This window comes from Achromobacter sp. SIMBA_011 (assembly GCF_046535435.1).
Taxonomy (GTDB): Bacteria; Pseudomonadota; Gammaproteobacteria; order Burkholderiales; family Burkholderiaceae_B; genus Achromobacter; species Achromobacter dolens.
The window spans coordinates 230,788-256,780 of the sequence record NZ_JAWRWN010000006.1; the positions used below are offsets into that span (position 1 = coordinate 230,788).

Annotated in this window: 30 protein-coding genes, 1 tRNA gene and 2 pseudogenes; 13 read left to right on the forward strand and 20 right to left on the reverse strand. The window is 63.1% G+C overall.

Annotated features, from left to right (window positions below; translation table 11 throughout):
* Positions 1-7: 7 nt before the first annotated feature.
* From SB816_RS21035 to SB816_RS21045, 3 genes are all read right to left on the reverse strand, one after another.
* Positions 8-955, reverse strand: coding sequence for an alpha/beta hydrolase (locus SB816_RS21035; protein ID WP_410547476.1), 948 nt, complete (start codon positions 953-955; stop codon positions 8-10).
* A gap of 158 nt (positions 956-1,113) precedes the next feature.
* Positions 1,114-1,533 (reverse strand): YbaN family protein, encoded by a 420-nt coding sequence (locus SB816_RS21040; RefSeq protein WP_410547477.1) that lies wholly within the window; start codon positions 1,531-1,533, stop codon positions 1,114-1,116.
* A gap of 46 nt (positions 1,534-1,579) precedes the next feature.
* On the reverse strand, positions 1,580-2,293 hold the full coding sequence (locus tag SB816_RS21045) for a hypothetical protein (RefSeq protein ID WP_054503880.1): 714 nt from the start codon (positions 2,291-2,293) through the stop codon (positions 1,580-1,582).
* A 131-nt stretch (positions 2,294-2,424) separates the two neighbouring features.
* Here SB816_RS21045 and SB816_RS21050 point away from each other — a divergent pair, with 131 nt between their 5' ends.
* From SB816_RS21050 to SB816_RS21075, 6 genes are all read left to right on the forward strand, one after another.
* Complete coding sequence (locus SB816_RS21050) at positions 2,425-2,958, forward strand: phosphonate degradation HD-domain oxygenase (RefSeq protein WP_054503881.1); 534 nt, start codon at positions 2,425-2,427, stop codon at positions 2,956-2,958.
* 194 nt (positions 2,959-3,152) lie between these two features.
* Positions 3,153-3,464, forward strand: a complete 312-nt coding sequence (locus SB816_RS21055; protein ID WP_231132860.1) for a TM2 domain-containing protein — start codon at positions 3,153-3,155, stop codon at positions 3,462-3,464.
* Between the two features lie 521 nt (positions 3,465-3,985).
* Entirely contained in the window at positions 3,986-4,564 is a 579-nt protein-coding gene (locus SB816_RS21060) for a hypothetical protein (RefSeq protein WP_327764490.1), read from the forward strand.
* An 80-nt stretch (positions 4,565-4,644) separates the two neighbouring features.
* Positions 4,645-5,511: a DNA-processing protein DprA gene (locus SB816_RS21065; RefSeq protein ID WP_327764492.1), complete on the forward strand. Its 867-nt coding sequence runs from the start codon at positions 4,645-4,647 to the stop codon at positions 5,509-5,511.
* A gap of 418 nt (positions 5,512-5,929) precedes the next feature.
* Positions 5,930-6,556 carry a hypothetical protein gene (locus tag SB816_RS21070; protein ID WP_410547478.1) on the forward strand — a complete coding sequence of 209 codons (627 nt, stop codon included), beginning with the start codon at positions 5,930-5,932 and terminating at the stop codon, positions 6,554-6,556.
* A gap of 54 nt (positions 6,557-6,610) precedes the next feature.
* A complete protein-coding gene (locus SB816_RS21075) occupies positions 6,611-6,790 on the forward strand; it encodes a hypothetical protein (RefSeq protein WP_327764496.1) in 180 nt (59 codons plus the stop codon).
* 6 nt (positions 6,791-6,796) lie between these two features.
* On the opposite strand, the gene SB816_RS21080 is transcribed toward SB816_RS21075, so the two are convergent.
* The 4 genes and pseudogenes from SB816_RS21080 to SB816_RS21095 form a co-directional block, all read right to left on the reverse strand.
* The gene (locus tag SB816_RS21080) at positions 6,797-7,369 is read right to left on the reverse strand and encodes a hypothetical protein (RefSeq protein WP_327764498.1); all 573 of its coding nucleotides are present in this window, start codon (positions 7,367-7,369) and stop codon (positions 6,797-6,799) included.
* Between the two features lie 101 nt (positions 7,370-7,470).
* Positions 7,471-7,833, reverse strand: a complete 363-nt coding sequence (locus SB816_RS21085) for an Rz1 family lipoprotein (protein WP_410547479.1) — start codon at positions 7,831-7,833, stop codon at positions 7,471-7,473.
* 114 nt (positions 7,834-7,947) lie between these two features.
* Positions 7,948-8,440, reverse strand: a pseudogene (locus tag SB816_RS21090) (hypothetical protein).
* Between the two features lie 2 nt (positions 8,441-8,442).
* Positions 8,443-8,886 carry a hypothetical protein gene (locus SB816_RS21095; protein WP_410547480.1) on the reverse strand — a complete coding sequence of 148 codons (444 nt, stop codon included), beginning with the start codon at positions 8,884-8,886 and terminating at the stop codon, positions 8,443-8,445.
* Between the two features lie 177 nt (positions 8,887-9,063).
* Between SB816_RS21095 and SB816_RS21100 the strand changes: the two genes are divergently transcribed.
* Complete coding sequence (locus SB816_RS21100) at positions 9,064-9,285, forward strand: hypothetical protein (protein WP_410547481.1); 222 nt, start codon at positions 9,064-9,066, stop codon at positions 9,283-9,285.
* A gap of 10 nt (positions 9,286-9,295) precedes the next feature.
* Here the strand turns inward: SB816_RS21100 and SB816_RS21105 are convergent, their stop codons facing one another.
* Entirely contained in the window at positions 9,296-9,913 is a 618-nt protein-coding gene (locus tag SB816_RS21105; protein ID WP_410547482.1) for a putative metallopeptidase, read from the reverse strand.
* A 239-nt stretch (positions 9,914-10,152) separates the two neighbouring features.
* Here SB816_RS21105 and SB816_RS21110 point away from each other — a divergent pair, with 239 nt between their 5' ends.
* Positions 10,153-11,010, forward strand: coding sequence for a putative phage abortive infection protein (locus tag SB816_RS21110; protein ID WP_410547483.1), 858 nt, complete (start codon positions 10,153-10,155; stop codon positions 11,008-11,010).
* Between the two features lie 229 nt (positions 11,011-11,239).
* Positions 11,240-11,539, forward strand: a complete 300-nt coding sequence (locus tag SB816_RS21115; protein ID WP_410547484.1) for a hypothetical protein — start codon at positions 11,240-11,242, stop codon at positions 11,537-11,539.
* A 316-nt stretch (positions 11,540-11,855) separates the two neighbouring features.
* Here the strand turns inward: SB816_RS21115 and SB816_RS21120 are convergent, their stop codons facing one another.
* Genes SB816_RS21120 through SB816_RS21130 form a run of 3 tightly spaced genes read right to left on the reverse strand, consistent with a single transcriptional unit; the run spans position 11,856 to position 13,523 of the window.
* A complete protein-coding gene (locus tag SB816_RS21120; protein ID WP_410547485.1) occupies positions 11,856-12,485 on the reverse strand; it encodes a hypothetical protein in 630 nt (209 codons plus the stop codon).
* Complete coding sequence (locus SB816_RS21125; RefSeq protein WP_410547486.1) at positions 12,475-12,912, reverse strand: RusA family crossover junction endodeoxyribonuclease; 438 nt, start codon at positions 12,910-12,912, stop codon at positions 12,475-12,477. The genes SB816_RS21120 and SB816_RS21125 overlap by 11 nt, the downstream gene beginning before the upstream one ends.
* The gene (locus SB816_RS21130) at positions 12,909-13,523 is read right to left on the reverse strand and encodes a DNA adenine methylase (protein WP_410547487.1); all 615 of its coding nucleotides are present in this window, start codon (positions 13,521-13,523) and stop codon (positions 12,909-12,911) included. The genes SB816_RS21125 and SB816_RS21130 overlap by 4 nt, the downstream gene beginning before the upstream one ends.
* Positions 13,524-13,583: 60 nt before the next feature.
* Here SB816_RS21130 and SB816_RS21135 point away from each other — a divergent pair, with 60 nt between their 5' ends.
* Positions 13,584-14,357 carry a hypothetical protein gene (locus SB816_RS21135; protein WP_410547488.1) on the forward strand — a complete coding sequence of 258 codons (774 nt, stop codon included), beginning with the start codon at positions 13,584-13,586 and terminating at the stop codon, positions 14,355-14,357.
* A 64-nt stretch (positions 14,358-14,421) separates the two neighbouring features.
* On the opposite strand, the gene SB816_RS21140 is transcribed toward SB816_RS21135, so the two are convergent.
* Positions 14,422-14,619, reverse strand: coding sequence for a hypothetical protein (locus SB816_RS21140; protein WP_410547489.1), 198 nt, complete (start codon positions 14,617-14,619; stop codon positions 14,422-14,424).
* A 468-nt stretch (positions 14,620-15,087) separates the two neighbouring features.
* On the opposite strand from SB816_RS21140, the pseudogene SB816_RS21145 reads away from it, so the two are divergent.
* The 3 genes and pseudogenes from SB816_RS21145 to SB816_RS21155 all read left to right on the forward strand — a co-directional run.
* A pseudogene (locus SB816_RS21145) lies at positions 15,088-15,186 on the forward strand (cell division protein FtsK); the annotation flags it as partial.
* Positions 15,187-15,189: 3 nt separating this feature from the next.
* Positions 15,190-16,335 (forward strand): AAA family ATPase, encoded by a 1,146-nt coding sequence (locus SB816_RS21150; RefSeq protein ID WP_410547490.1) that lies wholly within the window; start codon positions 15,190-15,192, stop codon positions 16,333-16,335.
* 7 nt (positions 16,336-16,342) lie between these two features.
* Positions 16,343-17,599: a tyrosine-type recombinase/integrase gene (locus SB816_RS21155; RefSeq protein WP_082889807.1), complete on the forward strand. Its 1,257-nt coding sequence runs from the start codon at positions 16,343-16,345 to the stop codon at positions 17,597-17,599.
* 140 nt (positions 17,600-17,739) lie between these two features.
* Here the strand turns inward: SB816_RS21155 and SB816_RS21160 are convergent.
* The 8 genes from SB816_RS21160 to leuD form a co-directional block, all read right to left on the reverse strand.
* Positions 17,740-17,816 (reverse strand) — tRNA-Val (locus tag SB816_RS21160).
* Positions 17,817-17,990: 174 nt separating this feature from the next.
* On the reverse strand, positions 17,991-18,653 hold the full coding sequence (locus tag SB816_RS21165) for a phosphoribosylanthranilate isomerase (protein ID WP_175189101.1): 663 nt from the start codon (positions 18,651-18,653) through the stop codon (positions 17,991-17,993).
* A 92-nt stretch (positions 18,654-18,745) separates the two neighbouring features.
* Entirely contained in the window at positions 18,746-19,840 is a 1,095-nt protein-coding gene (locus SB816_RS21170; RefSeq protein ID WP_175142930.1) for a TRAP transporter substrate-binding protein, read from the reverse strand.
* 35 nt (positions 19,841-19,875) lie between these two features.
* Positions 19,876-20,697, reverse strand: a complete 822-nt coding sequence (gene truA, locus SB816_RS21175; protein ID WP_064523274.1) for a tRNA pseudouridine(38-40) synthase TruA — start codon at positions 20,695-20,697, stop codon at positions 19,876-19,878.
* A gap of 3 nt (positions 20,698-20,700) precedes the next feature.
* A complete protein-coding gene (locus SB816_RS21180) occupies positions 20,701-22,614 on the reverse strand; it encodes a FimV family protein (RefSeq protein WP_410547491.1) in 1,914 nt (637 codons plus the stop codon).
* 250 nt (positions 22,615-22,864) lie between these two features.
* Positions 22,865-23,995: an aspartate-semialdehyde dehydrogenase gene (gene asd / locus SB816_RS21185; RefSeq protein ID WP_049075090.1), complete on the reverse strand. Its 1,131-nt coding sequence runs from the start codon at positions 23,993-23,995 to the stop codon at positions 22,865-22,867.
* A gap of 231 nt (positions 23,996-24,226) precedes the next feature.
* Positions 24,227-25,303 carry a 3-isopropylmalate dehydrogenase gene (gene leuB, locus SB816_RS21190; RefSeq protein WP_144655225.1) on the reverse strand — a complete coding sequence of 359 codons (1,077 nt, stop codon included), beginning with the start codon at positions 25,301-25,303 and terminating at the stop codon, positions 24,227-24,229.
* A gap of 37 nt (positions 25,304-25,340) precedes the next feature.
* Positions 25,341-25,991, reverse strand: coding sequence for a 3-isopropylmalate dehydratase small subunit (gene leuD, locus SB816_RS21195; protein ID WP_054417925.1), 651 nt, complete (start codon positions 25,989-25,991; stop codon positions 25,341-25,343).
* Positions 25,992-25,993: the final 2 nt, after the last annotated feature.

A 25,993-nucleotide genomic window follows, 5' to 3' on the forward strand; every position in this document is an offset into this window, starting at 1 on the left:
GCGGGCGTCAAGCCTTGAAGAACTGATTGAACGCCGCCCATTGCGTGAACAGGGCGGGCCACGCATGCACCAGCGAGCCCGGCTTGCCCATGCCCCAGCCGTGCTTGCCGGCCGCGAAAATATGCATCTCGGCCGGCACGCCCAGGCGCCTCAACGCGCCGAACATCAGCAGGCTGTTGTCCACCGGCGCGATCGGATCGTCCTGCGCCTGCGCCAGGAAGGTCGGCGGCATCTGCGCCGTCGCCAGATGGTCCACCGAGAACGCCGCGCTCTGCTCGGCGGAGGGGTGGTCGCCGACGATCGAACGGCGCGCATGGGTATGGTCGAACGGCGGCATGAACGTCAACACCGGATAGATCAGCCCGGCAAAGTCGGGCCTCGACGACAGCTTGTCGGCCTCGTCGACCGGCTGGTAGCGCGCCACGCCCGGGGTGGCGGCGGTCATGCCCGCCAGATGGCCGCCCGCGGAAAACCCCAGCACGCCAATATGTCCGGTATCCAGGCCGAACGCCTGCGCCGACGCGCGGATCACGCGCATGGCGCGCTGGCCGTCCTGCAGCGGCGCCACGGCGGGCCAATGCTCGCCGGGCAGGCGGTACACCAGTTCAAAGGCGGTCACGCCCTGCGACTGCAGCCACAGGCTGGCGGGTGTGCTTTCCGTGCCCCGCTCGATGTGGGCATAGCCGCCGCCCGCGATCACCAGCATCGCGCTACCGTTGGGACGCTCCGGCCGGTACACCACCAGCCGTGGCTGCGACACCCGCGTGACCGAGCCCTTGGCGCTGACCTTCTCGGCCTCTTGCGGACCGGGTCCGCCAGGTGCGCGATTGTCCGGCCACAGGTCGATGCTTTGCTGGCCGCTGGGCGCAGCGATGGCCATCGCCGGTTCGGTCATCATGCCCAACGCGGCGCTTGAAAGGCCGGCCAACAGGAGTTCTCGTCGTTTGATATGCATGGATCTTCCTCGCGCGCCCACAGGGCCGGGCGGGCGACACACCCGCCGGCCCGGCGGCGCTGCAAGCCATTTAAGCAGAGAAAGACACCCGCCAAGGCAGGCGGCAAAGTCAGGTTGGTTTCGACGCGTTACGCGCGTCGCCAGCTTTCAATAAGGCCTCAGGCGCCTGCCGCCGGGCCATCCCGATCGACGCGGGTTTTCATTTCGGAATCAAGCGGTTGCGGCCGGGGACGCGTCAGCACATAAGCGGCGCTTGCAAGGAAAAACAGCCCCACGCCGGATGCAAGCCAAAGCGACGGCTTCGCGCCCCACCAGAACAGGCCATAACCCACCGCCATGCCGAGCGACGCATAGCATTTGCCCTTGCGCGACACCGCGCCCTGTTCGCGCCAGGCGCGCAGCGACGGCCCATACGTCGGACTGTCCAGCAGCCAACGCTCCAGGCGCGGGGACGAACGCGAAAAGCAGCCCACCGCCAGGATCAGGAAAATCGTCGTCGGCATCACCGGCAGGAAGGCGCCGATCACGCCCAGCGCCAGCATCGCGCAACCCAGGATCAGCCACAGTGCTCTCATCATGATGAGGTGCAGGATAACGCAGTTGCATGCGCGCGCCACGACGCCGTCAGTGCTGCGCGGGCTCCGGCATCTTCGCCCGCAGCATCTCCAGGAACTGCGGATTGCCGCGCCCGCCCGCCTGCCGCGCCTTGGCGACCATGGTCCAGGCATCCGCGTACTGGCCGTTCCAGTAGTACGCCGTGGCCCACGAGTAGTACAGATAGCCCTTGTCCGGCTCCACCCGCTCGCCATTGCGATACAGGGCATCCGAACGCGCGATCATGGCCGCGCGCTCCGGGCCGGTCAACGTCGGATCCTGCGCCGCGCAACGCGCGGCGATGCGTCCGGCATCGGCATAGATGCCACGGAACGACGGCGGCTTCAGGACCAGCGCTTTCTCCATCATTTTCATCGCGTCGCAGAACCTGTCCTGGTCGTGCAGCACCGCCGCGAATCCCGTGTAGACGCCGGGATTGTCCGGATTCATCAGCCAGGCCTGGTTGAAGCGCCGCGTGGCCATGCCCAGTTGGTCCGCCTGGTAGAACCGGAAGCCCTGCTCCACCCACGCCTGCGCCGCGCTGGCGCGCGAGCCGAAGGCGCTCGTCGCGTCCGCGATCAGCTTGTCATCCGCCGCCTTCACCGCCGGCGCGGAACGATCGACACCGCCATACATCGGAATCTCGTCCGCGCGCGGCTGCTGCGCGACCGGCGCGGTGGCCACGCATCCCGACAGCGACAGGCAGGCGCTCGCGACGGCAAGCTTGAACGGTAAGACGCGCATTGATTCCCCCTGGTGAGGCCCAAGACTATCACCGAAACCGGCGCGGCTGGATTGCGCCCAGCGCGCTCTAGTCATCTAGATGTCACCAGGGAGCGATATCGTCGCTCGCTCCCTGTCCACGAAGGCATCCCATGCTCACCCTGCCCATCATCGAGAACCTGTTCGCCCACCACGGCGCCGCTTACTACGGCGGCGAGGCCATCAGCCAGACCGAGCACGCGCTGCAATGCGCGCAACTGGCCGAGCAGGCCGGGGAGCCCGAAGCCGTGATCGTCGCCGCGCTGCTGCATGACATCGGCCACCTCATGCTCGCCGAGAGCATCACCGCCGACATGCGGCACCAGGAAATCGCCGCCGACGCCCTGGCCCCCCTGTTCGGCGACGATGTCACCACCCCGGTGCGCCTGCACGTCGCCGCCAAGCGCTACCTGGGCGCGATCGAGCCGGCCTACCTGAATACATTGTCGCCAGCATCCGTGCAAAGCCTCGAACTGCAAGGCGGCGTCTTCACGCCGGTCCAGGCCGAAGCCTTCGCCACCCAGCCGCACGCCCTGGATGCCGTGCGGCTGCGTCGCTACGATGACCAGGCCAAGGTGGTCGGTTTATCGACGCCGAGGCTGGGACACTACATGGAAATGGCGGGGCGCTGTTTGCGGACGCGCTGAACGGCCAACGCGCGCCGGATTGAATGACAACCCTGGCGCACGTTATCCCCGGACTGTCTGCGGGTCCGAAATATGGTCCCCTTATATGGCAGGCCATGAAGAAAGAACCAATCATTTGACGCGGCGTTGATCCGACCAAACGCCAATTCAAATCGCGCCGTTCAAAACGCGCCCAGGTTCTTTCCGGAGATAACGTGAACAATCCCGCCCTGCAAACCATGATGTACGACGCCAATCGTAAAAGCGTCGGCGTGGCCTATCTGCTGTGGTTCTTCCTGGGCGGCTTTGGCGGTCATCGCTTCTATACCGGCAGGGCCGCCAGCGCTGGCGCCATGGTCATCCTGACACTGCTGGGCATCGCGCTCAGCGTGCTCGGCGTGGGTTTCATCATGCTGCTCGCCGTCAGCGCCTGGGCGATCGTGGATGCCTTCCTGATTCCGGGATGGATCCGCAGCATCAACATGGAACTTGCGGCGAAACTCACGAGCGGAGCGTTGCCCCGATGACAGCGCATTTGGCCGGCAGCGCATTGGGCCGACAGCGCATTGGGCCGACAGCGTATTTGCCAGCGGCACGACCCATGCGCATCGAAAAATCCCTGTTGACCGGCGGCCATCCTTCTTTATCGGTAAATCTCGACAAAGCGGGCTCGACGAAACGAGCTCGATAATCACGTGATTGATATTGCCGCCGTCGCGGGACGAGGCGGGAAATATCCAGGCAAAAAGCAAAAAGCCGCGAAAGTCTCAGACTATCGCGGCTTTTCAGGTGGTGCATGACTAGCTCTATCACGCACTCACTTTGCAGGAATTTGGTAGGCGGTATTTAAACCAAATTCCATTGGCACACCCACATGAACTCATGCCTCACTCTCCCTGCGCGAGGCCGCCATACCCTGTCCTGTGCCCCCAAACTTGCGCCCTGCAAGAATTGTTGTTAACTTCAACGCAGTAAGTAACAGTTTGAAATCGAACAATACTTCATCCGGCGTTCACGGCGGGTGCGTTGAACGCAAAGAACAAGAGACATGGGCCTCATCCATCCGACTCGCTCCCTTATCGAATACCACTCGTACTGGATCAACACCGACAGTGGCGAAAAGAAGAAGAATCCCGCCTTCGACGAAGCATGTGGACGCATTCTTGACCTCAAAGATCCATCGTCCAAAAAGCACAAACTCGCCGTCCAAGAAATGACGAGGTTGGTTTCCGAAGCAGTCAATAGTTTGCCCTACACCCTAATTCCGATTCCGCTTCACGTAGTAGTAGTACCATCCAGTGGCAAAGGGCGCTGGTCCGAAGGACTATGCGCTATTGCAGCCTCAATCTGCACCGCACAGCCCTTACGATTCGTGCCGGCCGTCCATTCCCTCGTGCGCACTCGCACCATCGACAAACTAGCTCGTGGCGGGAACCGCAGCGTGGAGGTTCATCTCGCATCGATTGCCCCTGCGGAGCGTTATGAGAGATACTTCGGGAAGAAGGCGGTCTTGTTGTTGGACGACGTGACAACCACTGGCAACTCGATTCGAGCATGCAGCAGGCTGCTTGAACAATACGGTGCCGACCTGATTTATCCCCTCGCCCTTGGACGTACGACTGTATGAGCGCGCGCGCGGTAGCCGCTACGACTCTCGCAATTGCACTGACTCGGTTCGCGCGCGTCTCGCCTGGCCGTGCGTCCGACTTGCTTCTATCTGCCCCTCCCGACACGTGGGAGAACGAAGGGCACGCCATTGAATGGTTCAACGAACACCATGCGACTGGCGACTCGCGCCTAAATCGCGCAGACTGGGACGCAGCAGCCAAGGTAGCGAACCTCACGCAAAGCGCCGGCATCGTCGCTATTCCTATCGGCGACGAGAACTACCCGGCATACCTTGCTGCCATTCAAGATCCGCCACCTGTTCTCTACGTGAAGGGCAATTTGGAGCTTTTGCGCAAGCCTGCTGGTGTAGCAATCGTCGGCACTCGGAAGGCTTCGCCAAACGGCATCATCATTGCTGAACGCATATCCAAGTACTTTGCAGAATCGGGGTGGACAATCGTCAGCGGCCTCGCAATGGGCATCGACGCTGCGGCACATCGAGGGGCTCTGAGCGTCCGCGGGGCGACTATTGCTGTACTCGCACATGGGCTGCGAAGTGCGTCACCCAAGATCAACTCGCACCTCGGCAGCGAAATATTGGAGAGCGGAGGAGCGTGGGTCTCCGAGTATCCTATTGACATTCCCGCCAAGCCCGAACAATTTGTCCTCAGGAATAGAATTCAAATCGGACTATCCGCCGGATCGATCATCGTCGAGGGCGAAGAGCGCAGTGGCACAATGACGCAGGCTGAGTTCTGCCTGCGCAATAAGCGCAAACTGTTCGCAGTCTTGCCCGAGAAAATAGATGCGTTAAAGCTCGTCGCTACGGGACCGTTGATCCTGGTGAACAAGCGTGGAGCGACGCCATTGCGGTCGAAGGAAGACTATGCGGCCGCCCTGAAGTCGATGGAGACCGTTCGAAGCTCTATCGCCTTCGCTGGTCCACGTTCGTCGGTAGCTGACTAGCCAACGCCCCTAGCGCTCGCGAGACCGAAACGGAGCAATTTACCGTCGCGACGGGCCTTGAAGTACTCCCCTTCGCGCCAGACAGAGGGATGATGGTCTGTGGCTTCGAAGAAATCGCCGGCGTGCGCTACTACTAGGGCTGGTGGATGCAATGCCCCCCTGCCGAGACTCGACCCAAGCCGCAGCGTAAAATCTTTGGCCTGCAAACCAAGGGCCGCACTCAATGGGCAATAAAAATCGTCGATTAACCGGGTTTTTAGCCAAACATCCGAACTGCTGTTATTGCGGTGGTCTCACCCCTGCCACTACGGAAGACCATTGGCCTCCGCGGACAGTGTTCGTCGAAAGGGCCTGGCCCCATGGTTACGTGTTTCCTGCTTGCATGTCTTGCCAGCAGCGCACGGCAAATATCGAGGGAATGTTCGGACTGATTTGCCGACTCGCGCCTCATGAAACCGACGACAGCCCTGTCGCACTGGCAGAATTGGAGAAGCAGGCGCAGGGGCAACGAATCCGCCACCCAGAACTGATGCATGCGCTCATACTCTCTAGACAGGGAAAGCGCTCAGTACTACGCGAGCGGAATTTACGCCCGGAGCCCGGCCAGTTGATCCAAGACATTCCCATCATCACCCTTGGCCACCCCGAGATCCAGCAGATTATTGCCATCTGCTTTCAAAAACTGTTGCTGAGCCTGCATTACATGCACACTCGCACAATAATGCCAAAACAAGGCATCGGCTACCTACGATGGTTCGCAAATGGCGAACAAATACCAAATGGAGCGTTCGAAGAGGCCGCGGCAAGACTGCCACACAGTACAGAGCTCAAGCGTTCTAACAACGACCTATCGACGCAGTTTTCCTACCGATATGCTGTGTCCGGAGACTTGAGCACAAGCGCATTTCTGATCGTATTTGGTCACAGCTTGGGCGCGCTTGGCTTCCTATGCAATGACCGGTCAGTGACGTCCGACTCGACAAAGCAGTGGAAAGTCCAATTTGAACCGTTTGAACCACCGCCAGCCTCCATTACCGCCGCCTAATGTGTTCGGCTGCAGCGCTCGGATGTATCCCTGTAGCCCGTTGGTCGGCCCACCGTGCTGCGCCTGCACCAAGTGTCCTGCGACCTGAAGCGGCCGCCCAGCCTGATGGGGCAGGTCTACGACGACATGATGGCCGGCCTGGCCGACGAGCCTTGTGTGATCGAGCACGACCAGATGACGGCCAAGCTACAGGAAGAACTGCGCAAGCTGCACAGGGGCATGGCGTCGGGGTAGCTGAAATTAGTTCCGCGTTGCCTCCCCCATCGCTCGGCGCGCCCAATCTTGCAGATAACTCAGTTTCGCGCGCGACTCATCCGCGATTCGAGCGGTCTCTGCATGCTCGTGATTGAGTTTAGATAAAAGGTCGAGCAATTGCGGGAAAAATTCTTCCTTTGCTATCTCGCCTCTGGCGAATTTCGAAGCTAAGACCTCTTGTTCCGTGAGGAGCGGTCCAATCCGGTCAAGCTGTCGCGCAGGCAAATCGGCCATAACGTCTGCAATCGGGGCCAAGCTCCTGGGAACAAAAGTGAATCCAGAGCCACCTTCAACCAATTGCTCTTGAAGTTTTTTCCCAAACGGCACTGGCGAGTTCTTGTTTAGCAACTCGACTGCCCAGGTTCGAACTTCCTTATCTTCGTTCTTTGAAGCCAACAGACCTACAGCCACCTGAACGTAATCCCTTGCAATTTCTCTGTCTTTGGCTGAGGTCTGATACCACCAGCCAAATGCGGCCACCAAGATCGGCACTGCGACCCATGTGAAGATTTGGGCATAGTCTTTTATCTTGTCAAGGCAGTCTTTTTTGTCTGACACGCGAGTCTCCTCAATAGGGACACAATTCTAACTACACAGCGCTTCAAATACTGCACAACCTCTTTAGCGCAGTCTCGCCTGGCACGCCTGGAGTTGCGCCGTCAGTTGCTGGATCCCGGCCCGGAGGGCGAAATAATCCGATCGAGCAGAGGGATCAAGTTCGGCGCGGGCTCCATGATCCACGCGGGCGGCGGCGCAGGCGTCGGACATTCCACGGCCGGCGCCGGGGCAGACGGCACGGACGTGCAGCCGTTGGCGCCCAGCATCAACATCAGCCCGCAGGCCGTCGTCTTGAATCTGCGCATTGCGCATCCCTCCATAGGCGGCCCACTCGGCACGCGCGTTCCGTTCGTTGATTTCCGCGACGGCCGCATGGCGTTGCGCCAGGATCTCGCGCGCCTGCCGCTGCCCCTCAGCAACCTCATCTGCCCGTGCCGCGCGCTGGCTCGCGAGCTGCTCGCCATAACGCCAGCCTTGCGTTGTCCACGAGGCAGCGCCGAGCGCAAGCCCGCCGGCCAGTGCGGCCGCGGCGTACCCCTTCCAGGCGGCCAGCGCGCCCGCAGCGCGCGTCAGGGCGCTCACGGTGCCACCTCGGCCGCGGCCTGGCGGTAGAGATCCAGCCAGGTCTGCGGATGCGGTTTCCCCGGGCGCCAGGTGCGCAGGTAGAGCGCCCAGCCGGCGTCCACATCGCCGACCGGCCGGTAGCGACTTCGGATCAGTCCACAGCAACAGCCGCGCCACACCGGCGGCCAGCACGTCGTCATACTCCAGCGCCGAGTAGATCGCGTCCGGGTCGCAGGCCACGCTTCGAACCTTGCAAAGGACCGTCAGGTGGCCCTTGCTCGCCGGGTGCAGATACACGCCCCACACACCACCGCGACTCGCACGCGAGCCCTTCTCGAACTGGAACAGCCCCCGGGCCGGCCCGCCAATCTGCCGCCGGTGCAGGAATCGGCTTTCCTGCAGGCCGATGGCCAGCAACATGACACGCGCTGCTAGCGAGTCCATTCGAGCCGGCAGCAACGCCAGCGCAGGATCGATCGCCCGTTCGATAACCGCTTTCAAGTCCATGGTCACCCCTCCCCGCCAGTCCGGCGCCAGGGCAATAGCGCCAGCACCTCTTTCACCCAAGCCACCACCCCAATTTCCCGGATGCGCGACATCCACTGCATATAGGCGCCCAGCACCCACCAGGCCGGCAGGCCCGCGAGCAGCATGCTCGGCCCGAGGACATAGAACCTGGCCAGCGCCAGGTCTTCACCGTCGGCACCGTGCCGAGCAAGCCAGGTCATGGCCTCCATCAGGCTGGGCTTCCAGGTAAGGACGGCAACGGCAAGCGCTGGCCCGAAAATGAACGAGCACGCCACCGTGCATATCGAGCGCACGGTGAACTCCCTTGAGGTCTGGGGCGGCATAATCAGCAGCCCGAGGATGGCGGCCAGCGCGGCAGGCGCGCCGTAGGCCAGCGCCACCTTCACCGCGGCGCCGCCGCCGAAGCCGGCAGATGTGGGTTCCATGCAGAAATTCCTTTGATGGGGTCGCATTGCGGCCTCCCGGATGGACGAAAAAAAGACCGCCGAGGCGGTCTATGAGCGATGTGGATGTGCGCCTCCATAAGCTTTGCCATACCAATATGTTGCCAATAAACACAGAAGGCGCTAAACGGGTAACTCGACTAATAACGGGAGACGACAATGCCTAAAGCGCGCAATCCGCTCAAGAATCTGAAAATCGCGACCGCTGCTGGTACCCGTAAATGCCACGCGAATTCGAAGCACACGATTGCCGCCGGGGAGAAACACCTGGCTCAATACGACGACAGCGGAATGGTCCGCGAAAACATTTGCGCGGAATGTGCTCCGCGCGTCCTTGCTGAGATCGAAGGGCATCTGCGCGAGTTGCAGGCCAATTTCTAAAGCCCCTGCGCTACGCGGCCCTCAAGCAGCACCCGCAAGCGCGAGCAACGTCCAGCCGAAGCACGGCCGGCGCAGCGCTGGCGGCCGCGGCCAGGCGCCGAACATCCGCCGTCGGCCCATACCGCGCCACCACGCCCACGAATTCCTCGACGTCGTGCCCGACGATGCGCAGCTTCGGCCGGCCCTGCTTGTCGAACGCCCGCGCGCCGTAGGCATCAGGCGCATGGCCGATGTGGTACAGCTCATGCTCCACCAGCGCGCAGAACTCCGCGTCGCTGCAGGTCGCGCAGTAGTCCGCCGCCAGTGTGATCAGGAACGCCGGCACGCGGCCAAACCATTCCATCATTTGCTGCTCCTGGCGCGCCTTCTGCCAGCCGCCTGCGCGAAACATCACCTGCTCGGCCTGGCCCAGCACCACGCGCCCGGCCTTCTGGAAGCCTGAAGACGCCCAGAGGAATGCCAGATCGGCATCCATCAAGTGAGCGTGGTCAGGATTATGAAGCGGCCCGTCCGCGGCGAGTATCACTCGTTCACTCCATTCCAGCAGCTGAGGCGCCGGCGCCAGCAAGCCACCAGCGGCCTCCGCTCGCGCCAGCCACTCGGCGGACGGCTGTGGACGCAGCAGCATTGGCGATTGTCCCCGTCTTCCCTTCATGCTGAATCACTCGAGATTTCGGCCAGCCTGCTCCCCAGTGCTGCCTCTCCAAAATGAAATATAACTAAATGTTATTATTATTTTCTAACATTTCGGAGGATTTATGCTGCCTAGGCCTCATCCGGTAGATGCGAAATCGAGTGAGACACGTTTGGTGGATTCTTGCCGTACCGGCAGGGATCACGCTATTTGCGCTCCACAAGTACACAGACATGTTCGGCTGGGCGCTCTCTCGTTCGCACGAGATCTGGGGTCAATTTGGCGATTTCCTTGGCGGCGTGGTCAACCCGGTCGTCGGATTAGTGACCATTGTGCTGCTTATCTTCACTTTGCAGTCCCAACAAAGGGAGCTGGCCGAACAGCGATCTCAAGCTGCGATACAGGGATTTGAACAGACGTTCACCAGTTGGCTCACCGCCTATCGGGAGGCCGTATATCAAACAGACTTCATCAAACGAGCGGGACAGCAAGAATCACGCCTCATTGGGCTACGCGCTCTGGAAGCAATCGTCAAGAGCCAACATCTGCCAACTCCCGCCCAGTTTTATGCGTCCGTCTCCCCGCCTAGCTTTTCTAGCGAATCACAAATACAGCGCATCATACGTACCGCCAGCCTTCCACTAAGACCAATTCGATGGTGGGAAGACGTATACAAAGAGAACGAGCCACATTTGGCCATGCTCCTTCGAACCCTGTACACGCTGATTAGATCGATAGACGAACACGAGGCCATAAGCTGGCAGCAAAAGTGGGACTACGTGTCGATTCTTAGGGCACGAATGTCGACGCCAGAACTCATAGTTCTGTTCTTCAACAAGACTACAAAACGTGGAGAGAGATTTACCGACTATGTCGAGCGATACGCTTTACTCGACAATATGCCGCTTGATTCGCATATTTACGTCAAGCTCATGATTGAACTCGAAAACCATGGTTTTTCTGAAATGGCCTTTTCATCCCAGACGGCTAGAGAAAAATTGCTTAAAGACCCTTCCTCGCAAAGAAGCATCTCGGCTTTACGTGCGTCAAAGTCGGCAGCACCAGGAGCGACTGGACATCCTTCTGCTTAGAAGGTTACGGGGGAGACATCTTCTCTCTCCTACTCCCGAGCTACAGCCGCCAGATGCCTAGCCTAGATACGCTCGGCCGTTTTGGGAAACTTCTTGAGGTGCCTACAATTTTTCATTCTTCTCTAGTTTAGATGCGGAGCCGCAGCGCAGCCCTTGCATCCCCGTTACCAAATCACTATCGTCGATTTTCCATCAACCTTCGGGAGGATTTATGGCTCGCACTTTCAGCATGGCTTACAAAGACACGCCACAGGATTTCCAGAAGCGCGTCGAGGCGACGCTTGAGGCACAGTCGCTCGTGATCTCTGCTGCGCTCGCCTTCGTTGCTCGCTATGCGAAACATGACGAGGCGCTGGCGCACATTCGCCTACAATTGGATGGGCTTGCACATGCCCACAAACAGCTATATCCCATGGCGGAGCGCGACAGACTCTATGCGATGGAGCATATCGGCTCCATCTTCGAAGACGCCGCAAAAATGAAGGATGTGAAGTTCCCTTGGGACGATACTTCCGACCAAGCTGAATAGCCATTCAATGCAAAACGCCCCGGTTTTTGGCCGGGGCGTTGTCGTTACGCGAGTGTGCTTACGGTGCTGGATTGAGCGTTACAGCGAACGAAAAGCCAATTCGTGCCAACAGATACATCAAACGTGAGCGCAATGCTCGATTTTTAGTTTTTCCCATACTTGCTCCCTGTGTGACGCTGATTTCCGCCCGAGATTGAAGGGCGTAGTTTTGGTCGTGGTCACGGGGGAAAACAGGTACTTCGATCTGCACTTGGGCCGTAGGCTCAATCTGTGTTGTGCACACGGAGCCGAGCTCCGTAAGCACACTCATAAAACATCAGGGTGCAATCACCGTATTATTGGCAGAATTATGCTCATCCTGATTCACATCGTCAAGCGGCGTCGGCGCCACACCCCCCTCCCGGTCCACCACGATGCCGGCATCCCGCATGCGAATGTCCAGTCGCTGTAGCGCCGCCCGGCGGGCGCCCTGCACCAGGACCCGGTAGGCGCTGGCGGGGCGCTGCAGCGCCGAGTACGGCAGGTCGAACCGATCGCACAGGTCGCGCAGCCGCGGCCGCCCCCGCAGGATATGCGCGGCCAGCAGATCCGTCACTTCCCGCTCGCGGCTGTCCGCCGACGCTTCAGGGTTCAACCATTCCGAGATCCGACGCGCGCTGGCAGCGCCCTCCTCGCCCGTCCCATACTGCGCCCGCAGGATGTGTAAGCCAATCCCATCGCCCAACGTGCGCTCCAGAACTTTGACGATAAACACCGCCTGCGCATGCCACTCATGCGGTGAAAGGCCCGATAGCGCCTTGCGCTCGTACTCCACGTCGAAGCGCTCGCGCAGGGTCTCGCAGACCAATTGCGTCGGGTTCTTCGGCTCGATGGGCATGGCCAGCATCAGATAGGCCACGGCGATCGCGTGCTCGGGGCAAGAAAACGTTCCGGCTTCACGTTGCATGCTTCTTCACTCCTTGGGCGGCTTCCATGTCCAGGACCGTGACCACGACGGTCACGCGCGGCGTCAGGCCGTAGATCCCGTCCTTGACGGCTTTCTCGACGTTGTCGGAGTCCGGTTTGACGGTGGGCGCGATCTCGCCCGCAGCGGCGCGGCGCTGGCGCACGCCCGACCAGGACGAGGGGATCGGCAGCACGATGTCCAGGTCCATGCGTATCGGCCCGGTATAGGGTTCCCGTCCGCTCATGGCTTTGGCCGCGGCCAGCTTCACCAGGCTCTCGTAGGCCGCCGTTTCCTCCGGCGTGTAGTGGCGCGTGAAAACACGCGGGCCCCCAGTCCTGGGATCTCGGCCGATGCGTGCGCTCGACCTGGCGCGGCCCTTCCCCTTCGGCGTGCCAGGCACAGTGAAAATGATCTGTTTGGGCATCATGGCTCCTCGCCACGCAGGTCGCGCAGCCATTCGATACGCGCCGCAGCCTTGGCCTGCGGCGCCGGTTGGTACTGGTGGCATTTGCGCGGGTAGGTCGGACTGACGAACGTCCCGGGCCGATCGACCATGCCTACGCAATGCCCGAGGCCAAGCTCGGCGTACTTCGGCACTTCGCGCAACGTGAAGTGCTGGCAGGCTGCGCAGCGAACTTGCTCGTTCGAAAAATCGGCGCTTTGAGGCGCCGAATCTGCGTCACCCGAACATCCCCACCACCCTGCCCCCGATGAAGCCGTGGAGGTGCCGGAAAACGCGCCGTAGGCACTTCGACGGTTCATATCGGCCTCCGCCCAGGCAGCGAGCAGCGGGTCGTCGGAACGGAACACGCCTGCCTTGCCCCGGGCTCGTTCCCAGCCGTCGAGCAGCGCGGCGTAGCTCGCCGCTTTCGGGCAATCCGTAGCGGCGGCGGCCCGAGGCTTTTGCAGCAGCACGTCGGCAGCGCCGCCGAATGGCTCCACGTAGCAGCGATGCGGCTGCAGGTGCTGGGGGATGCAGGGCGCAAGACGCCATTTCCCGCCGTGGTATCGAATTAGTGGTCGTTTCGGCCACGTCATGTCACAGTTCCTGTAAAGTCACATGCTGTAACGGGCTCAAACAAATTAGGAGAGAGCGAAGTGGTGCAAAGGCAAAAGATGAGCTTTACGCCTGCATCGGCAGACCAATTCGTCAGCGAAAACACGATCGAGGGCGCGCAGGCGTATCTCGACGAGGACAGCAAAGGCGGAATCCACCAGCAATTTGTGACCTTTGACGATCGAGCGCGGCTGATGGGCGCGATATCTCGTGCACGCGCACAACAGCAAAAATCCCGGGACGAGTACAACGAAAAAATGCTCAATCTGATGCTTGACCAAGCTCGGGCCGCCGAAACTTCTGCCAAGGCCGCCGCGCAGTCAGCGGATGCTGCAGTGAGAGCAACAACGATCGCAGAAAACTCTTTAGGCGTAACGCGGGCGGAACTAGAGGTCACAATCGCCGCACTTAACACATCCAAAGACGGCCTCAACATTTCCTCGAGAGCGTTAGATGCGTCTGTGCGCAGCGCCCGAGCCGCAAACCGCAGTGTCCGCGTTGGCGTAGTCACCGCCAAACTCTCGCGCCGCCAAGTGCTTTGGGGTGCAATAGCGGCGTGCGGAGCGGTTGCGGCTGCGATTGCAGCGGTTGTAGTACCGCTTTTGACATCGCCGACAACGCCTGCGTCTGAAACAAAACCCTCGCGAACTGATGCAGCAGCCTCATCGGCTTCAGGTTCTTCAGCTACCTCGAACGAGCAGACCCATGCCGTCAAAATGGAAAGTGACTCAGGTGAACATCCCAGTAGGTCGAACGATGGAGTAGCAATAGCCCCTAAATTGCCCGGGGCACCGCAGCCAGATAAACCCAAATAGGATGAACCGAACATGCTGATAAAAGGCGAGTGGAATCCAGGGATGCTGAATACGTGAAGCACATTCATTGCGGATCCTCATCTGCTGGAATATCTACGCTGGCATGCGCCATCTGACGCTCCACCACCGCACGCGAGGCGCGCTTGGCAACAATCGCCTCCGACGTCTCGCAGCGAGCCTGGATTAGCTCGCCGTTTGTGGCCTTGCCGTCGAGCGGCGCAGCCAGTAGAGCAACTTCGCGCACCAAAGCGGTCTCAAACATCTCAGCTCGCCTTCCCTTCGTCTTGGATAGCAAGCCCATTAGCGCGTAGCGCGGCTCGCGCCAACACTTCCGGCGGAAGCCCATCTGTCGGATTGGGATAGATCTCTGCGCAAAGCTGATGCGGGGTCTTCACCCGCGTTCTGCTCGATGGCAAGGCGGTGACCCAGGGCCGCGCCGCGCAGACCGGCACTTACCAGCTCATGTACGAGGCCACCAAGAAGGTCACAACGGTCGGCTCGCAAATCATCGCCCTGTCCACCAGCAGCCGGCCGGCGGCGGCGGTAAGCCCCATTTTCGATGCCCGCCGCGTGATGGTGGGCGAAGCCGGCAAGCCCGGCCTCATCGAACACGCCGCCGCCATGTTCCGCAGCGGCCTCTTTCCCCCTAACCCCTCCAGCGTCCTGTGCAGACCAGCTCGAACAAGCGTGCGTAGACGGCTACAACGCCGCCGCCGCGGGCCAGCCCGAATCCGATTGCCCGGTCATGGATGGCCAGCTCTGCATCCAGTGGGTGAAGGGCTGGAAGCAGTGGCACGAAGAGCACGGCGAAGACCAGGCAGAGGACTGAGCCATGCGCATCACCAACATCACTATCGAGAACTTCCAAGGCGCGCGCGCCGTCGATCTGGAATTGCACACGCCGGTGACGCTGATCGCCGGCCAGAACGGCAACGGCAAATCCAGCATTGCGGAAGCGGTACGGCTGGCGCTGCTCGGCGAGCCCGAGCGCGTCGAGTACAAGAAGGAATTCGGCGCCCTGGTCACCGAAGGCCAGCGTACGGGCGCCGTGGCGTTGCAACTGGACGGCGGCACGGTCGGCATCACCTTGCCCAAGGGAACGCAGTCGGGCGAGGCGCTGGTCCCGAAGTCGCCGGCCCTTCCCTACGTGCTGGACCCGCGCCGCTTCGCCGCGGGCAAGCCCGATGAGCGCCGAACCCTGTTGTTCACCCTGGCCGGCAAGAGAATCAGTCCCGACGACATCGAACGGCGACTCCTGGCGCGTGGCTGCGACGCGGCACTGGTGACGCAGATCAAGCCGATCCTGCGCACGGGCTTTCCGGCTGGCGCCGAACATGCCAAGCAGGAAGCCACCCAGGCCAAGGGCGCATGGAAGGCAGCCACCGGCGAGCAATGGGGCAGCCAGAAGGCCGAGGGCTGGGCAGCGGATGTGCCGGCATTCGACCAGGCCGCCCTGGTGACCGAGCGCGGTGCGCTGGCCGCCATCGACGCCGAGCTGGAACAGCACACCAAGGCGCTGGGCGCGCTCGAGCAGAAGGCCAGCGCCTACGCGGCCACGCGGGACCAACATGCAGCCCTCCAGGCGCAAGGCGGCAAGCTGCCGGCGCTGCGCCAGAAGCTGGAATTCGACCTGGCCGAACACCAAATCCTTGTCGAGCACGTTGCCGCCCTGGAGGCCAAGGCTGGAACCGGGCCGCGCGCCGGCCTGGTCCACGACTTGGCTACCTGCCTTTCGCGCCTCTGGGCATCCGAGGCCTCCAAGAACGTGGCCTTTGGGATTGGCCTGGACATTAAGGCGGCGCTGGCGGCCTATGAGCGCCAGTACGGCAAGATCGGCGCGGCTGGCGACACCGAAGCCGCCGCCGCGGTGCCCAACCGCCACTTCACCGCCTGGCGCGGCAGCGACATCCTGGCCTGGCTACGCAATCCAGACGGCTACAACGCGGACGAAATGCAAATAACCCAAATCAAGGAGTAGCGGCCACATGCCTCGCCAAGTAATTCCCCTCACCGATGCGAAATGCCGGCAGGCAAGATACAAGCCCACCGGTGGAAATCGCATATTCGATGGTGGCGGCTTGTACCTCGAAATGATGAAATCTGGCGCCAAATTCTGGCGCATGAAGTACCGACGCCCGGGCACGAAGAAAGAGACGTCCCTGACGTTCGGGCAGTATCCCAATGTGCCACTGGCTAAGGCGCGCGAACAGCGCGCCGCAGCCCAGGCCCACCTGCACGCCGGGCTGGATCCGGCCGTACAGCGCGACCTTGCGCGAACAGCCGCCAAAATAGCTGCAGCCGACACGTTCGAAGTAATCGCGCAAGAGTGGCTGGCCACCCGAGTCGACCATTGGAGCCCTGCTTATCTTGAGCGAATGACATCCGCCCTCAAAACCAACGCCTATCCCTATTTCGGCAAAATAGCGATCGCCAAGGTATCCGGCAAGCTGGTGCTGGACACGGTACGTCGTGTCGAATGCCGCGGTGCGCTGGAAATGGCGGCGCGGGTCCTGAGCAGCGTCGGTCAGGTGTTCCGCTACGCCGTGGGTACCGGTCGCGCGCCAGCTGACGTCACCTATGGCCTTGAGCAGTTCCTGGAGCCGAAGCCTCCGGTGGAACACCACCCGCACGTCGAGTTGACCGATCTTCCCGGACTACTACTGAGGGTGGAGGGTTATCACGGCCGGCCTGAAACTCGACTCGCCATCAAGATCATGATGCGCACTTTCGTGCGGACCAATGAACTGCGCTGGACGCAGTGGACGGAGTGGGATCGCCCCAACGCGTTGTGGACAGTCCCGTCGGATCGGATGAAAGGCACACGCCAGCAGAAGCTGAATGGACCACCTCACCTGGTGCCGCTGTCGCGTCAGGTCCTCGCGCTGCTGGATGAGTTGGAAGTCTATTCCGGTCGCTACGCGTTCCTGTTCCCTGGCATCCGACAGCCGGGCGCGGTCCCAATGAGTAGCGAAACAATTAACCGAGCGCTAGAGATCCTGGGCTATGGGGAGCAACAAACTGGCCACGGGTTCCGCGGCCTAGCGAGCACCATCCTGAACGAAACGGGTCGCTTTCGGGACAGGGCGATCGAAGCCCAACTGGCCCACAAGGATAAAAACAAGGTGCGCCGGGCATACAACCATGCGCAGTATCTGGAGGAGCGCCGCGAGATAATGCAGTGGTGGTCGGACTACCTGGACGATCAGTTGTCCCGCGCTCACAAACCTATACCCTTACCCTGAGCATTCGTACCCCCAAACGTGCCCCGAAAACTTCCTTTGTGGCACTTGGCAGCGCTTCTCGCGCGGGAAACAAAAAAGCCGCTAAGTCATTGACCTAGCGGCTTTTTCTTTGCCGTGCTTGACAGCACTTTGCAGGAATTTGGTAGGCGGTATTGGAATCGAACCAACGACCTCCACGATGTCAACGTGGCGCTCTAACCAGCTGAGCTAACCGCCTGCAAAGAAGAAGAATTATATAGTGCTTTTTTAAACTCTGCAAATCGTCTTTTCAGATTTTTTGCTGTTTTTATTGCGTTTCATAAGCGTCGCGAGCGTTCACTCGCATTATCTTCAAACGCATCGGCCGGGCTCGAAAACGCATTTCAACGCACCCGCCAGCACTACAAACTTCCTATCTCTTCGCGTCTGCGGCATGCACCGCAGCAACGAAGAACGAGATTCTATCAGAACTTTTTATTCCTTGCTCGACTTCGACGCCACTGCTCACATCGACCGCCCACGGCCGCACGGATTGCACCGCGGCGGCGACGTTGTCGGGGTTCAGCCCCCCGGACAGGATGAGCGGACGGGACACAGAATCGGCCTTCACGTCGGCGAGCAGGCTGTAGTCAAAGCCATGGCCGCTGCCGCCATAACCCGCGCTGTAGCTGTCGAACAACCAGCCGGCCGCTTCGCCATAGGCGCGGCAATAGGAGGCCAGGTCCTCGGGCGTCGCCAGGCCCGGCGCGCCCGCGCGAAACGCGCGCAGATAGCGGCGGCCATAGCGGGCGCACTGCTGCGGCGTCTCATCGCCGTGGAACTGCAGCAGTTCCGGACCGGCCTCGTCCAGCACGGCTTGCACATCGGCCGGATCGGGATTCACGAACAGCGCCACCACGTCGACGAAGGCCGGCACGGCGCGACGCAGTTGCGCGGCGCGGGTCGGCGTGACATAGCGCTTGCTCTTGGGATAGAAGACGAAACCGATCGCATCGACGCCGGCTGAGACGGCAGCGTCGATGTCTTCTTCGCGGGTCAGGCCGCAGATCTTGATGCGTGTGCGCATGGAGTTCATCGCTTGCGTCGCCCAGCGCGACGGATGCGGTCAGTATAAGGCGAGCCGGCCCGCGCCCCGACGCCTGCCGGGTCAAGGCAACCCGCCGGGCCTTACCCTCCCGGCTGCGCCAGGTTGGCCATGAGCGAATCGAATCCGCCCTCGGCCACGCGAAACCAGGGAATGTCCTTGTCACGAAAGGCGGTCATGCTCTCGTACAGCTTCTTGAACATGGGGTCCTTGGCGCTCAATTCCTGATAGAGCTTGAGCGCGGCCTCATGCGCGGCCTGCAGCATCGGTTTGGGAAAGGCCTTGAGCTGCGCGCCGCGCTGCACCAATCGGCGCAGCGCATCGGGGTTGCCGGCATCGTACTTGGCGATCATGTTGGCGCTGGCCATCTGCGAGGCCAACCCGAGCGCCGCCTGGTAGGCCTTGGGCAGCTCGTCATGCGCGGCCTGGTTCACGTAGAGCGACAACTGCAACGTGCCCGCCCACCAGCCGGGAAAATAGTAGTTCCGAGCGACCTTGTAGAGCGCCAGGCTCTCGTCGTCGTGCGGACCGATCCAGGCCACGGCGTCGACGCCGCCCTGCTCCAGCGCCGCGTAGGTCTCCGCGATGGGCAGGTCGACGGGCTCGGCGCCCATGCGGGCCAGCACCTGGCGGGCAAAGCCGCCTGCCTTGATCTTCAGGCCGCGCAGGTCGTCCAGCGTCTTGACCTCGCCCCGGAACCAGCCTCCCATCTGCGCGCCGGTGAATCCGCAGGGAAAGTTCAGGATGCCGTATTTGTCGAACAGCACCCGCGTCAACGCCAGCCCTTCGCCCTGGAGCATCCAGGCATTCATCTGCCGGGTGTTCAGGCCGAACGGCACGCCGGCATCGAAGCACAGCGCGGGATCGGTGTCGAAAAAGCGCGTCGACGCGGTGTGGCCGCAGTCGACGATGCGATGCTGGACCGCGTCCAGCACCTGGCCGGCGTCGACCAGGTCGCCGGCCGGGAAAATCTCGATGCGGAACTTGCCATCGGTGACGTCGCTGACGTAGCGCGCCACGTCCTCGGCGCCAGCGAACAGGGTCGGTGATTCGTTCGGAAAGCTGGAGGCCAGCCGCCACGAGACGGCAGGCGCTTCCTGCGCGTAGACGGGCGCGGCAATCACCACGCCGCTCGCGGCCCCCAGGGCGGTTCGCTTCAAAAACGCACGGCGTTGCATGAGACAGTCCTCCTGTGGGCGCCCGCGGCGTCCGGCTAGGACGCGCTGCCCGGCGCCTGCGTGAAGGGCGCCAGCAGCACAGCCCCGCCGTCCAGGTCATCCAGGCCGAATTCGTCCGGATACTCGATGGCCGACAGATACAGGCCATCGGGAGAAAAAGTGGGCGCGCCGCGCCGGCGGTCGCGCCACGACAGCAACTGCGCCATCCAGTCCACCGACTCGCGGCCCTGGCCGATCTGCAGCAGCGCGCCCATGATGTTGCGCACCATGTGATGCAGGAACGCGTTGGCGCGCAGCGTGAACACCAGGAACGGTCCGCGTTCTTCGATATCGAGCCGGTGCATCACGCGCACCGGATGCTTGGCCTGGCACTGCGACGAACGGAAACTGGAAAAATCGTGCTCGCCCAGCAAGGCGCCGGCGGCCGCGCGCATCGCCTCGACATCGAGCGGGTGGTGGCACCAGCCGGCGCGGCCGGCCCACAGCGCCGGACGCACGCGCCCGCGCCAGAGCAGGTAGACGTAGGTGCGGGCACGGGCGGAGAAGCGAGCGTGAAAATCGTCCGACACCGCCTTGGCCCATTGTACGGAAATGGTCGGCGGCAGGAACGCATTGACGCCACGTACCCACGACTCCATGCGGCGCTGCAGGAGCGTGTCCAGATGAACCACCTGCATCGCGCCATGCACGCCCGTATCGGTGCGACCGGCGCAAATGGTGGGTACCGCCTCCGCCACGCCGCAGAACTGCGCCAACGCGGCTTCCAATGTGTCCTGCACCGTCTGCCGGTGCGGCTGGGTCTGCCAACCCTGCCAGGCGGAGCCGTCGTATGCCAGCCCCAATGCAACTCTAGACATCGTTCAAACCCGAGGACCGCTGACCGGGCGCGGTTCGTCCGTGGGCGGCTCATCCAGGTCGAGGCTGATGGAATCGAGCTTGCGGTTCAACGCCGCCGTATCCAGCGCCGGCTCGTTGTAGGCGTAGGTTTCCTCGTCATCGTCGCCGCGCCGCGCACCCGCGCGCCGCAGCACCCAAGCGATGGCGAAGGCGATCAGCGCCAGGACGGCGGTGACGATAACGAGAAGATTGTCGGCCAGCCAGGCCGGCATGGAAGAAGTCAAATCCTTATCCTTGGTGTTGCTGGCCGCCGCATCCGCGGCCGCCTTGTCTTGTTGCGCGGCGGCCGTCGACGCGCCGGGGGTACCGGCGGCGCCTGGAGCACCCGAGGCGCCAGGCGTGCCTGCCGCGCCCGTGGCGCCGGTTGCGCCAGCGGCCCCCGCGATTCCCGTGGCGCCGGCCGCCCCTGCGGCACCTGTCGCGCCCGATGCGCCCGAAGTCCCTGTCGTGCCGGTCGCGCCAGCCGCGCCCGAAGCGCCTGCTGTTCCGCTTGCGCCAGCGGCGCCCGAAGCGCCTGCGGTCCCGGCCGCGCCTGCCGAACCTGAAACGCCTGCCGCACCACTTGCGCCTGTCGCGCCCGAAGCGCCTGCTGTTCCGCTTGCGCCGGCCGGACCAGGAGCACCTGCGGCGCCGCTTGCGCCTGTCGCCCTCGGCGCACCAGCGGCACCCGTCGCGCCCGGCGTGCCAGTCGCTCCAGCGGCGCCCGATGCGCCCGTTGCTCCCGAGGCCCCCGCAGCGCCAGCCGCTCCGGCCGCGCCCGTGGCCCCAGCAGCGCCGGTCGCCCCCGTGGCGCCCGATGCCCCGGCAGCGCCAGAGGCGCCGCCGCCCGACCCGGACGCGCCCTGCCCGCCCACGGCCTTGTTCAATTCATCGACGTTGCTCTGCAACTGATTCACGCGCCCCTCGGCATCCGCCATGGCGCGCTGGTTGGACGTGCGCTGATCCGCCTGCGCATCGGCCTGCGCCGCCGCGCCATCCTGCGCCTGGCCCGAGGACAGGCGCACCCGGTCCTGCGGCGGCGAGGCGCTCGCCACGCCGGTGTCGCCAGGCTTGGTCACCGTGCCGGACGCCGCGTCCTGCCCCTTGACCACCGACGGATTGGCGCCGGCCGCCGCGCCGATGCGCGCGCGGTAGCGGGCGAACGCCTCGGCATGTTCATTGAAGATGCGGCGCGCTTCGGCCGGATCCACCGCGCGGACCGTGGCCGCATCGGGGATCACCAGTTTCTGACCCGCGCGCACCAGATTCATGTTGTTCTGGATGAAGGCGTCGGGATTGGCGCGCCACAGCGCCACCAGCATCTGGTAGATCGAGGCGTTCGGCACCGCATTGCGCTGGGCGATGGCGAACAGCGTATCGCCCGACTTGACGTTGACCGCCCCCGCCGCGCCACCCGCCCGGCCCGGCGTGCCCACGGCGGCCGGCGTGACGTCGGCGCCCGCGCCGCGCAGCGGCACCAGGATGCTGACCTGCACCTGCCGCTGGCCCGAACTGGAACTGATGTCGAGCAGCAGGTCGACCGCGCCGCCCGCCGGCGCCTGCGTCGACCGCACCCGCAGGTTCTTGCGGGTCGGGTCCAGGCCATCCTCGACCCGCACCACCAGACTGGCCAGCGGCGCCGGTGGCTTCAGGCCGGCGCGTTGCCAGGCGACCTCGTCGGCCACCGACACCCGCAGCGACGACACCTCGTCGGGCGTCAGTTCCTGCAGCCCGACCAGCGCCTGCAACGGCGTGCCCGGCGCCGACACCACCCGCGAATGCCCCACCCGCATCGCCAACGCCGGACTGCAAGCGCCCGCGCCGATCGCCAGCGCGATCGCCCACTGGAGGGCCTTCAAACGGCGGGCATGCTTCACTTGGCGCGAACGCTGGGTCATAAGCTGGAATTCCGTTCTTATCGTCGATTTTCGGGCGGGACCTGTTCGTCGCCATTACGTGAGAACAAGCCTCAATTCACCGGAAAAGTGTAATGGATCGAGCGCGTTTCACAAACCTGAAAGGCGCATCGGCGTTGGCTGGCGGGCACATTGGCGCCCGGTCCGATACGCTGCAAACGACAAAGGCACCCGCGGGTGCCTTTGTCGGAGCGGCCTACACGGCAGGACGGCATGCGCCGCCCGCCAGGCCTCAGGCTTCGGCCAGCGCGATGCGCAGCATGCGGCGCAGCGGCTCGGCGGCGCCCCATAGCAACTGGTCGCCGACGGTGAAGGCGCTCAGGTATTGCGGGCCCATCGACATCTTGCGCAGGCGGCCCACCGGAATGTCCAGCGTGCCCGTGACCGCGACCGGGGTCAGCTCGCGGATGGTTTCTTCCTTGGTGTTGGGAATCACCTTGGCCCACTGCGTGCCCTGGGCGATCAGCGCTTCGATCTCATCCAGCGGCAGGTCGCGCTTGAGCTTGATGGTCAGCGCCTGGCTGTGGCAGCGCATCGCGCCGATGCGCACGCACAGGCCGTCGATCGGGGTGGCGGCGGTGCCGAAGGCGGCGCCGCGGCCGAGGATCTTGTTGGTCTCGACCTCGCCCTTCCACTCTTCCTTGGACATGCCGTTGCCCAGGTCCTTGTCGATCCACGGGATCAGGCTGCCGCCCAGCGGCACGCCGAAGTGCTCGTGGGGCAGCGCCGCGTCCTTCTGCTTGGCCAGGATGCCGCGGTCGATTTCCAGGATGGCCGAGGCCGGATCGTCCAGCAGCGGCTTGACGGCGTGGTTCAGCTCGCCGAACTGGGTCAGCAGCTCGCGCATGTGCTGCGCGCCGCCGCCGGAGGCGGCCTGGTAGGTCATGGTGGTCATCCACTCGACCAGATCGTTGTTGAACAGGCCGGCCAGGCCCATCAGCATGCAACTGACCGTGCAATTGCCGCCGATGAAGTTGCGCACGCCGCGCTTGAGCGCCGCGTCGATCACGGGACGGTTGACCGGGTCCAGCACGATGATGGCGTCATCGGCCATGCGCAGCGTGCTGGCGGCGTCGATCCAGATGCCATTCCAGCCCGCGCCGCGCAGCTTCGGGTAGACCTCGGAGGTGTAGTCGCCGCCTTGCGCCGTCACGATGATCGGCAGTTTTTTCAGAGCGTCGATGTTGTAGGCGTCTTGCAGCGGGCCCGCGCCAGTCGCCCAAGTGGGGGCGGCGCCGCCAGCGTTGCTGGTGGAGAAAAACACCGGTTCGATCAGTGCGAAGTCGTTCTCGTCGCGCATGCGTTGCATGAGCACCGAGCCGACCATACCGCGCCAGCCGACAAGGCCTACTGCTTGATTCATTTCAATCGCTCTTTAAAGGTGGGGACAAGGTGTGGTGAAAAAACGTGCAGGAATCCAACAATTTATCAGAATGCACGCAGGGATGTTGCGGCGCAGCTTGAAAAAACGGGGCCACAATGAAAGCCAACCCGCTTTCGCGGCGCGGCGGCAACACCGGCATGAAAAAAGGGCCGCCCCGCGGGCGGCCCCTGGAATCGGGACCGCGCCGCAAGGGCGCGTCCCTTGCAGGCATCAGGCCAGGGCTTTGAGGACGGCGTCGCCCATGCCCGAGGTGCTGACTTTGGTGGTGCCGGGTTCGAAGATGTCGGCGGTGCGCAGGCCATCGGCCAGCACGCGGCGCACGGCGGCTTCGATACGGTCGGCCTGCGGCGCCAGGTTCAGCGAGTAGCGCAGCAGCATGGCGGCCGACAGGATGGTCGCCAGCGGATTGGCGATGCCCTGCCCGGCGATGTCCGGGGCCGAGCCGTGGCTGGGCTCGTACAGGCCCTGGCCGCCGGCATTCAGCGAGGCCGACGGCAGCATGCCGATGGAGCCGGTCAGCATGGCCGCCTCGTCCGAGAGGATGTCGCCGAACAGGTTGCCGGTGACGATCACGTCGAACTGGCGCGGGTTGCGCACCAGTTGCATGGCGGCGTTGTCAACGTACATGTGCGACAGCTCGACGTCCGGATACTCGCGCGCCACTTCGATGACGATGTCGCGCCAGAACTGCGAGGTCTCGAGCACGTTGGCCTTGTCCACGCTGCACAGCTTCTTGTTGCGCTTCTTGGCGGATTCGAAGCCGATGCGGGCGATGCGGCGCACTTCCGATTCAGCGTAGCGCATCGTGTCGTAGCCTTCGCGTTCGCCGCTGAAGGCGCCATCCGGCGACGAGCGCACGCCGCGCGGCGTGCCGAAATAGATGTCGCCGGTCAGTTCGCGGATGATCAGGATGTCCAGCCCGGACACGATCTCGGGCTTGAGCGACGAAGCGCTTGCCAGCTCGGGATACAGGATGGCGGGACGCAGGTTGGCGAACAGGCCGAGCGCCTTGCGCAGGCCCAGGATGGCCTGCTCGGGGCGGAATTCGCGCGGCAGGCTGTCGTACTTCCAGTCGCCGACGGCGCCGAACAGCACGGCGTGCGATTCCTTGGCCAGCTTCAGCGTGGCCGGGGGCAGCGGGTGCTCGAACTCGTCGAACGCCGCGCCGCCGACGGCGGCCTGCTTGATGTCGAACGGCACGTCCAGCGCCTTCAGGACGCGCACGGCCTGCTCGACGATTTCGGGGCCGATGCCGTCGCCCGGCAGGACTGCGATGTTGTGAGTCATGGAAAAAACGATCCTATGGTCGATGGGGTGAGTCGGATCAGGCGATCGGACGGCTTTCCAGCCAGGGATGACGGGCCAGGCGCTCGGCCTCGAAGGCGCGGATCTTGTCCGAATGGCGCAGGGTCAGGCCGATGTCGTCGAAACCGTTCAGCAGGCAGTACTTGCGGAACGGCTCGATGTCGAACTTCATGGCGCGGCCGTCGGCCGCCACCACCACCTGGCGATCCAGGTCGATGTTGAGCTTGTAGCCCGGGAAGGCCTTCACTTCGTCGAACAGGCGCGCCACTTCGAGCTCGGACAGCACGATCGGCAGCAGGCCGTTCTTGAAGCTGTTGTTGAAGAAGATGTCGGCGTACGACGGCGCGATGATGGCGCGAAAGCCGAACTGCGTCAGCGCCCAGGGCGCGTGCTCGCGGCTCGAGCCGCAGCCGAAGTTCTTGCGCGCCAGCAGCACCGAGGCGCCCTGGTAGCGCTGCTGGTTCAGCACGAAATCGGGGTTGAGCGGACGCTTGCTGTTGTCCATGCCCGGCTCGCCGTGGTCCAGGTAGCGCAGCTCGTCGAACAGGTTCGGGCCGAAGCCGGTGCGCTTGATGGACTTGAGGAACTGCTTGGGGATGATGAGGTCCGTGTCGACGTTTTCGCGGTCGAGCGGAGCCACCAGGCCTTCGTGAGTGGTGAATGCTTGCATGA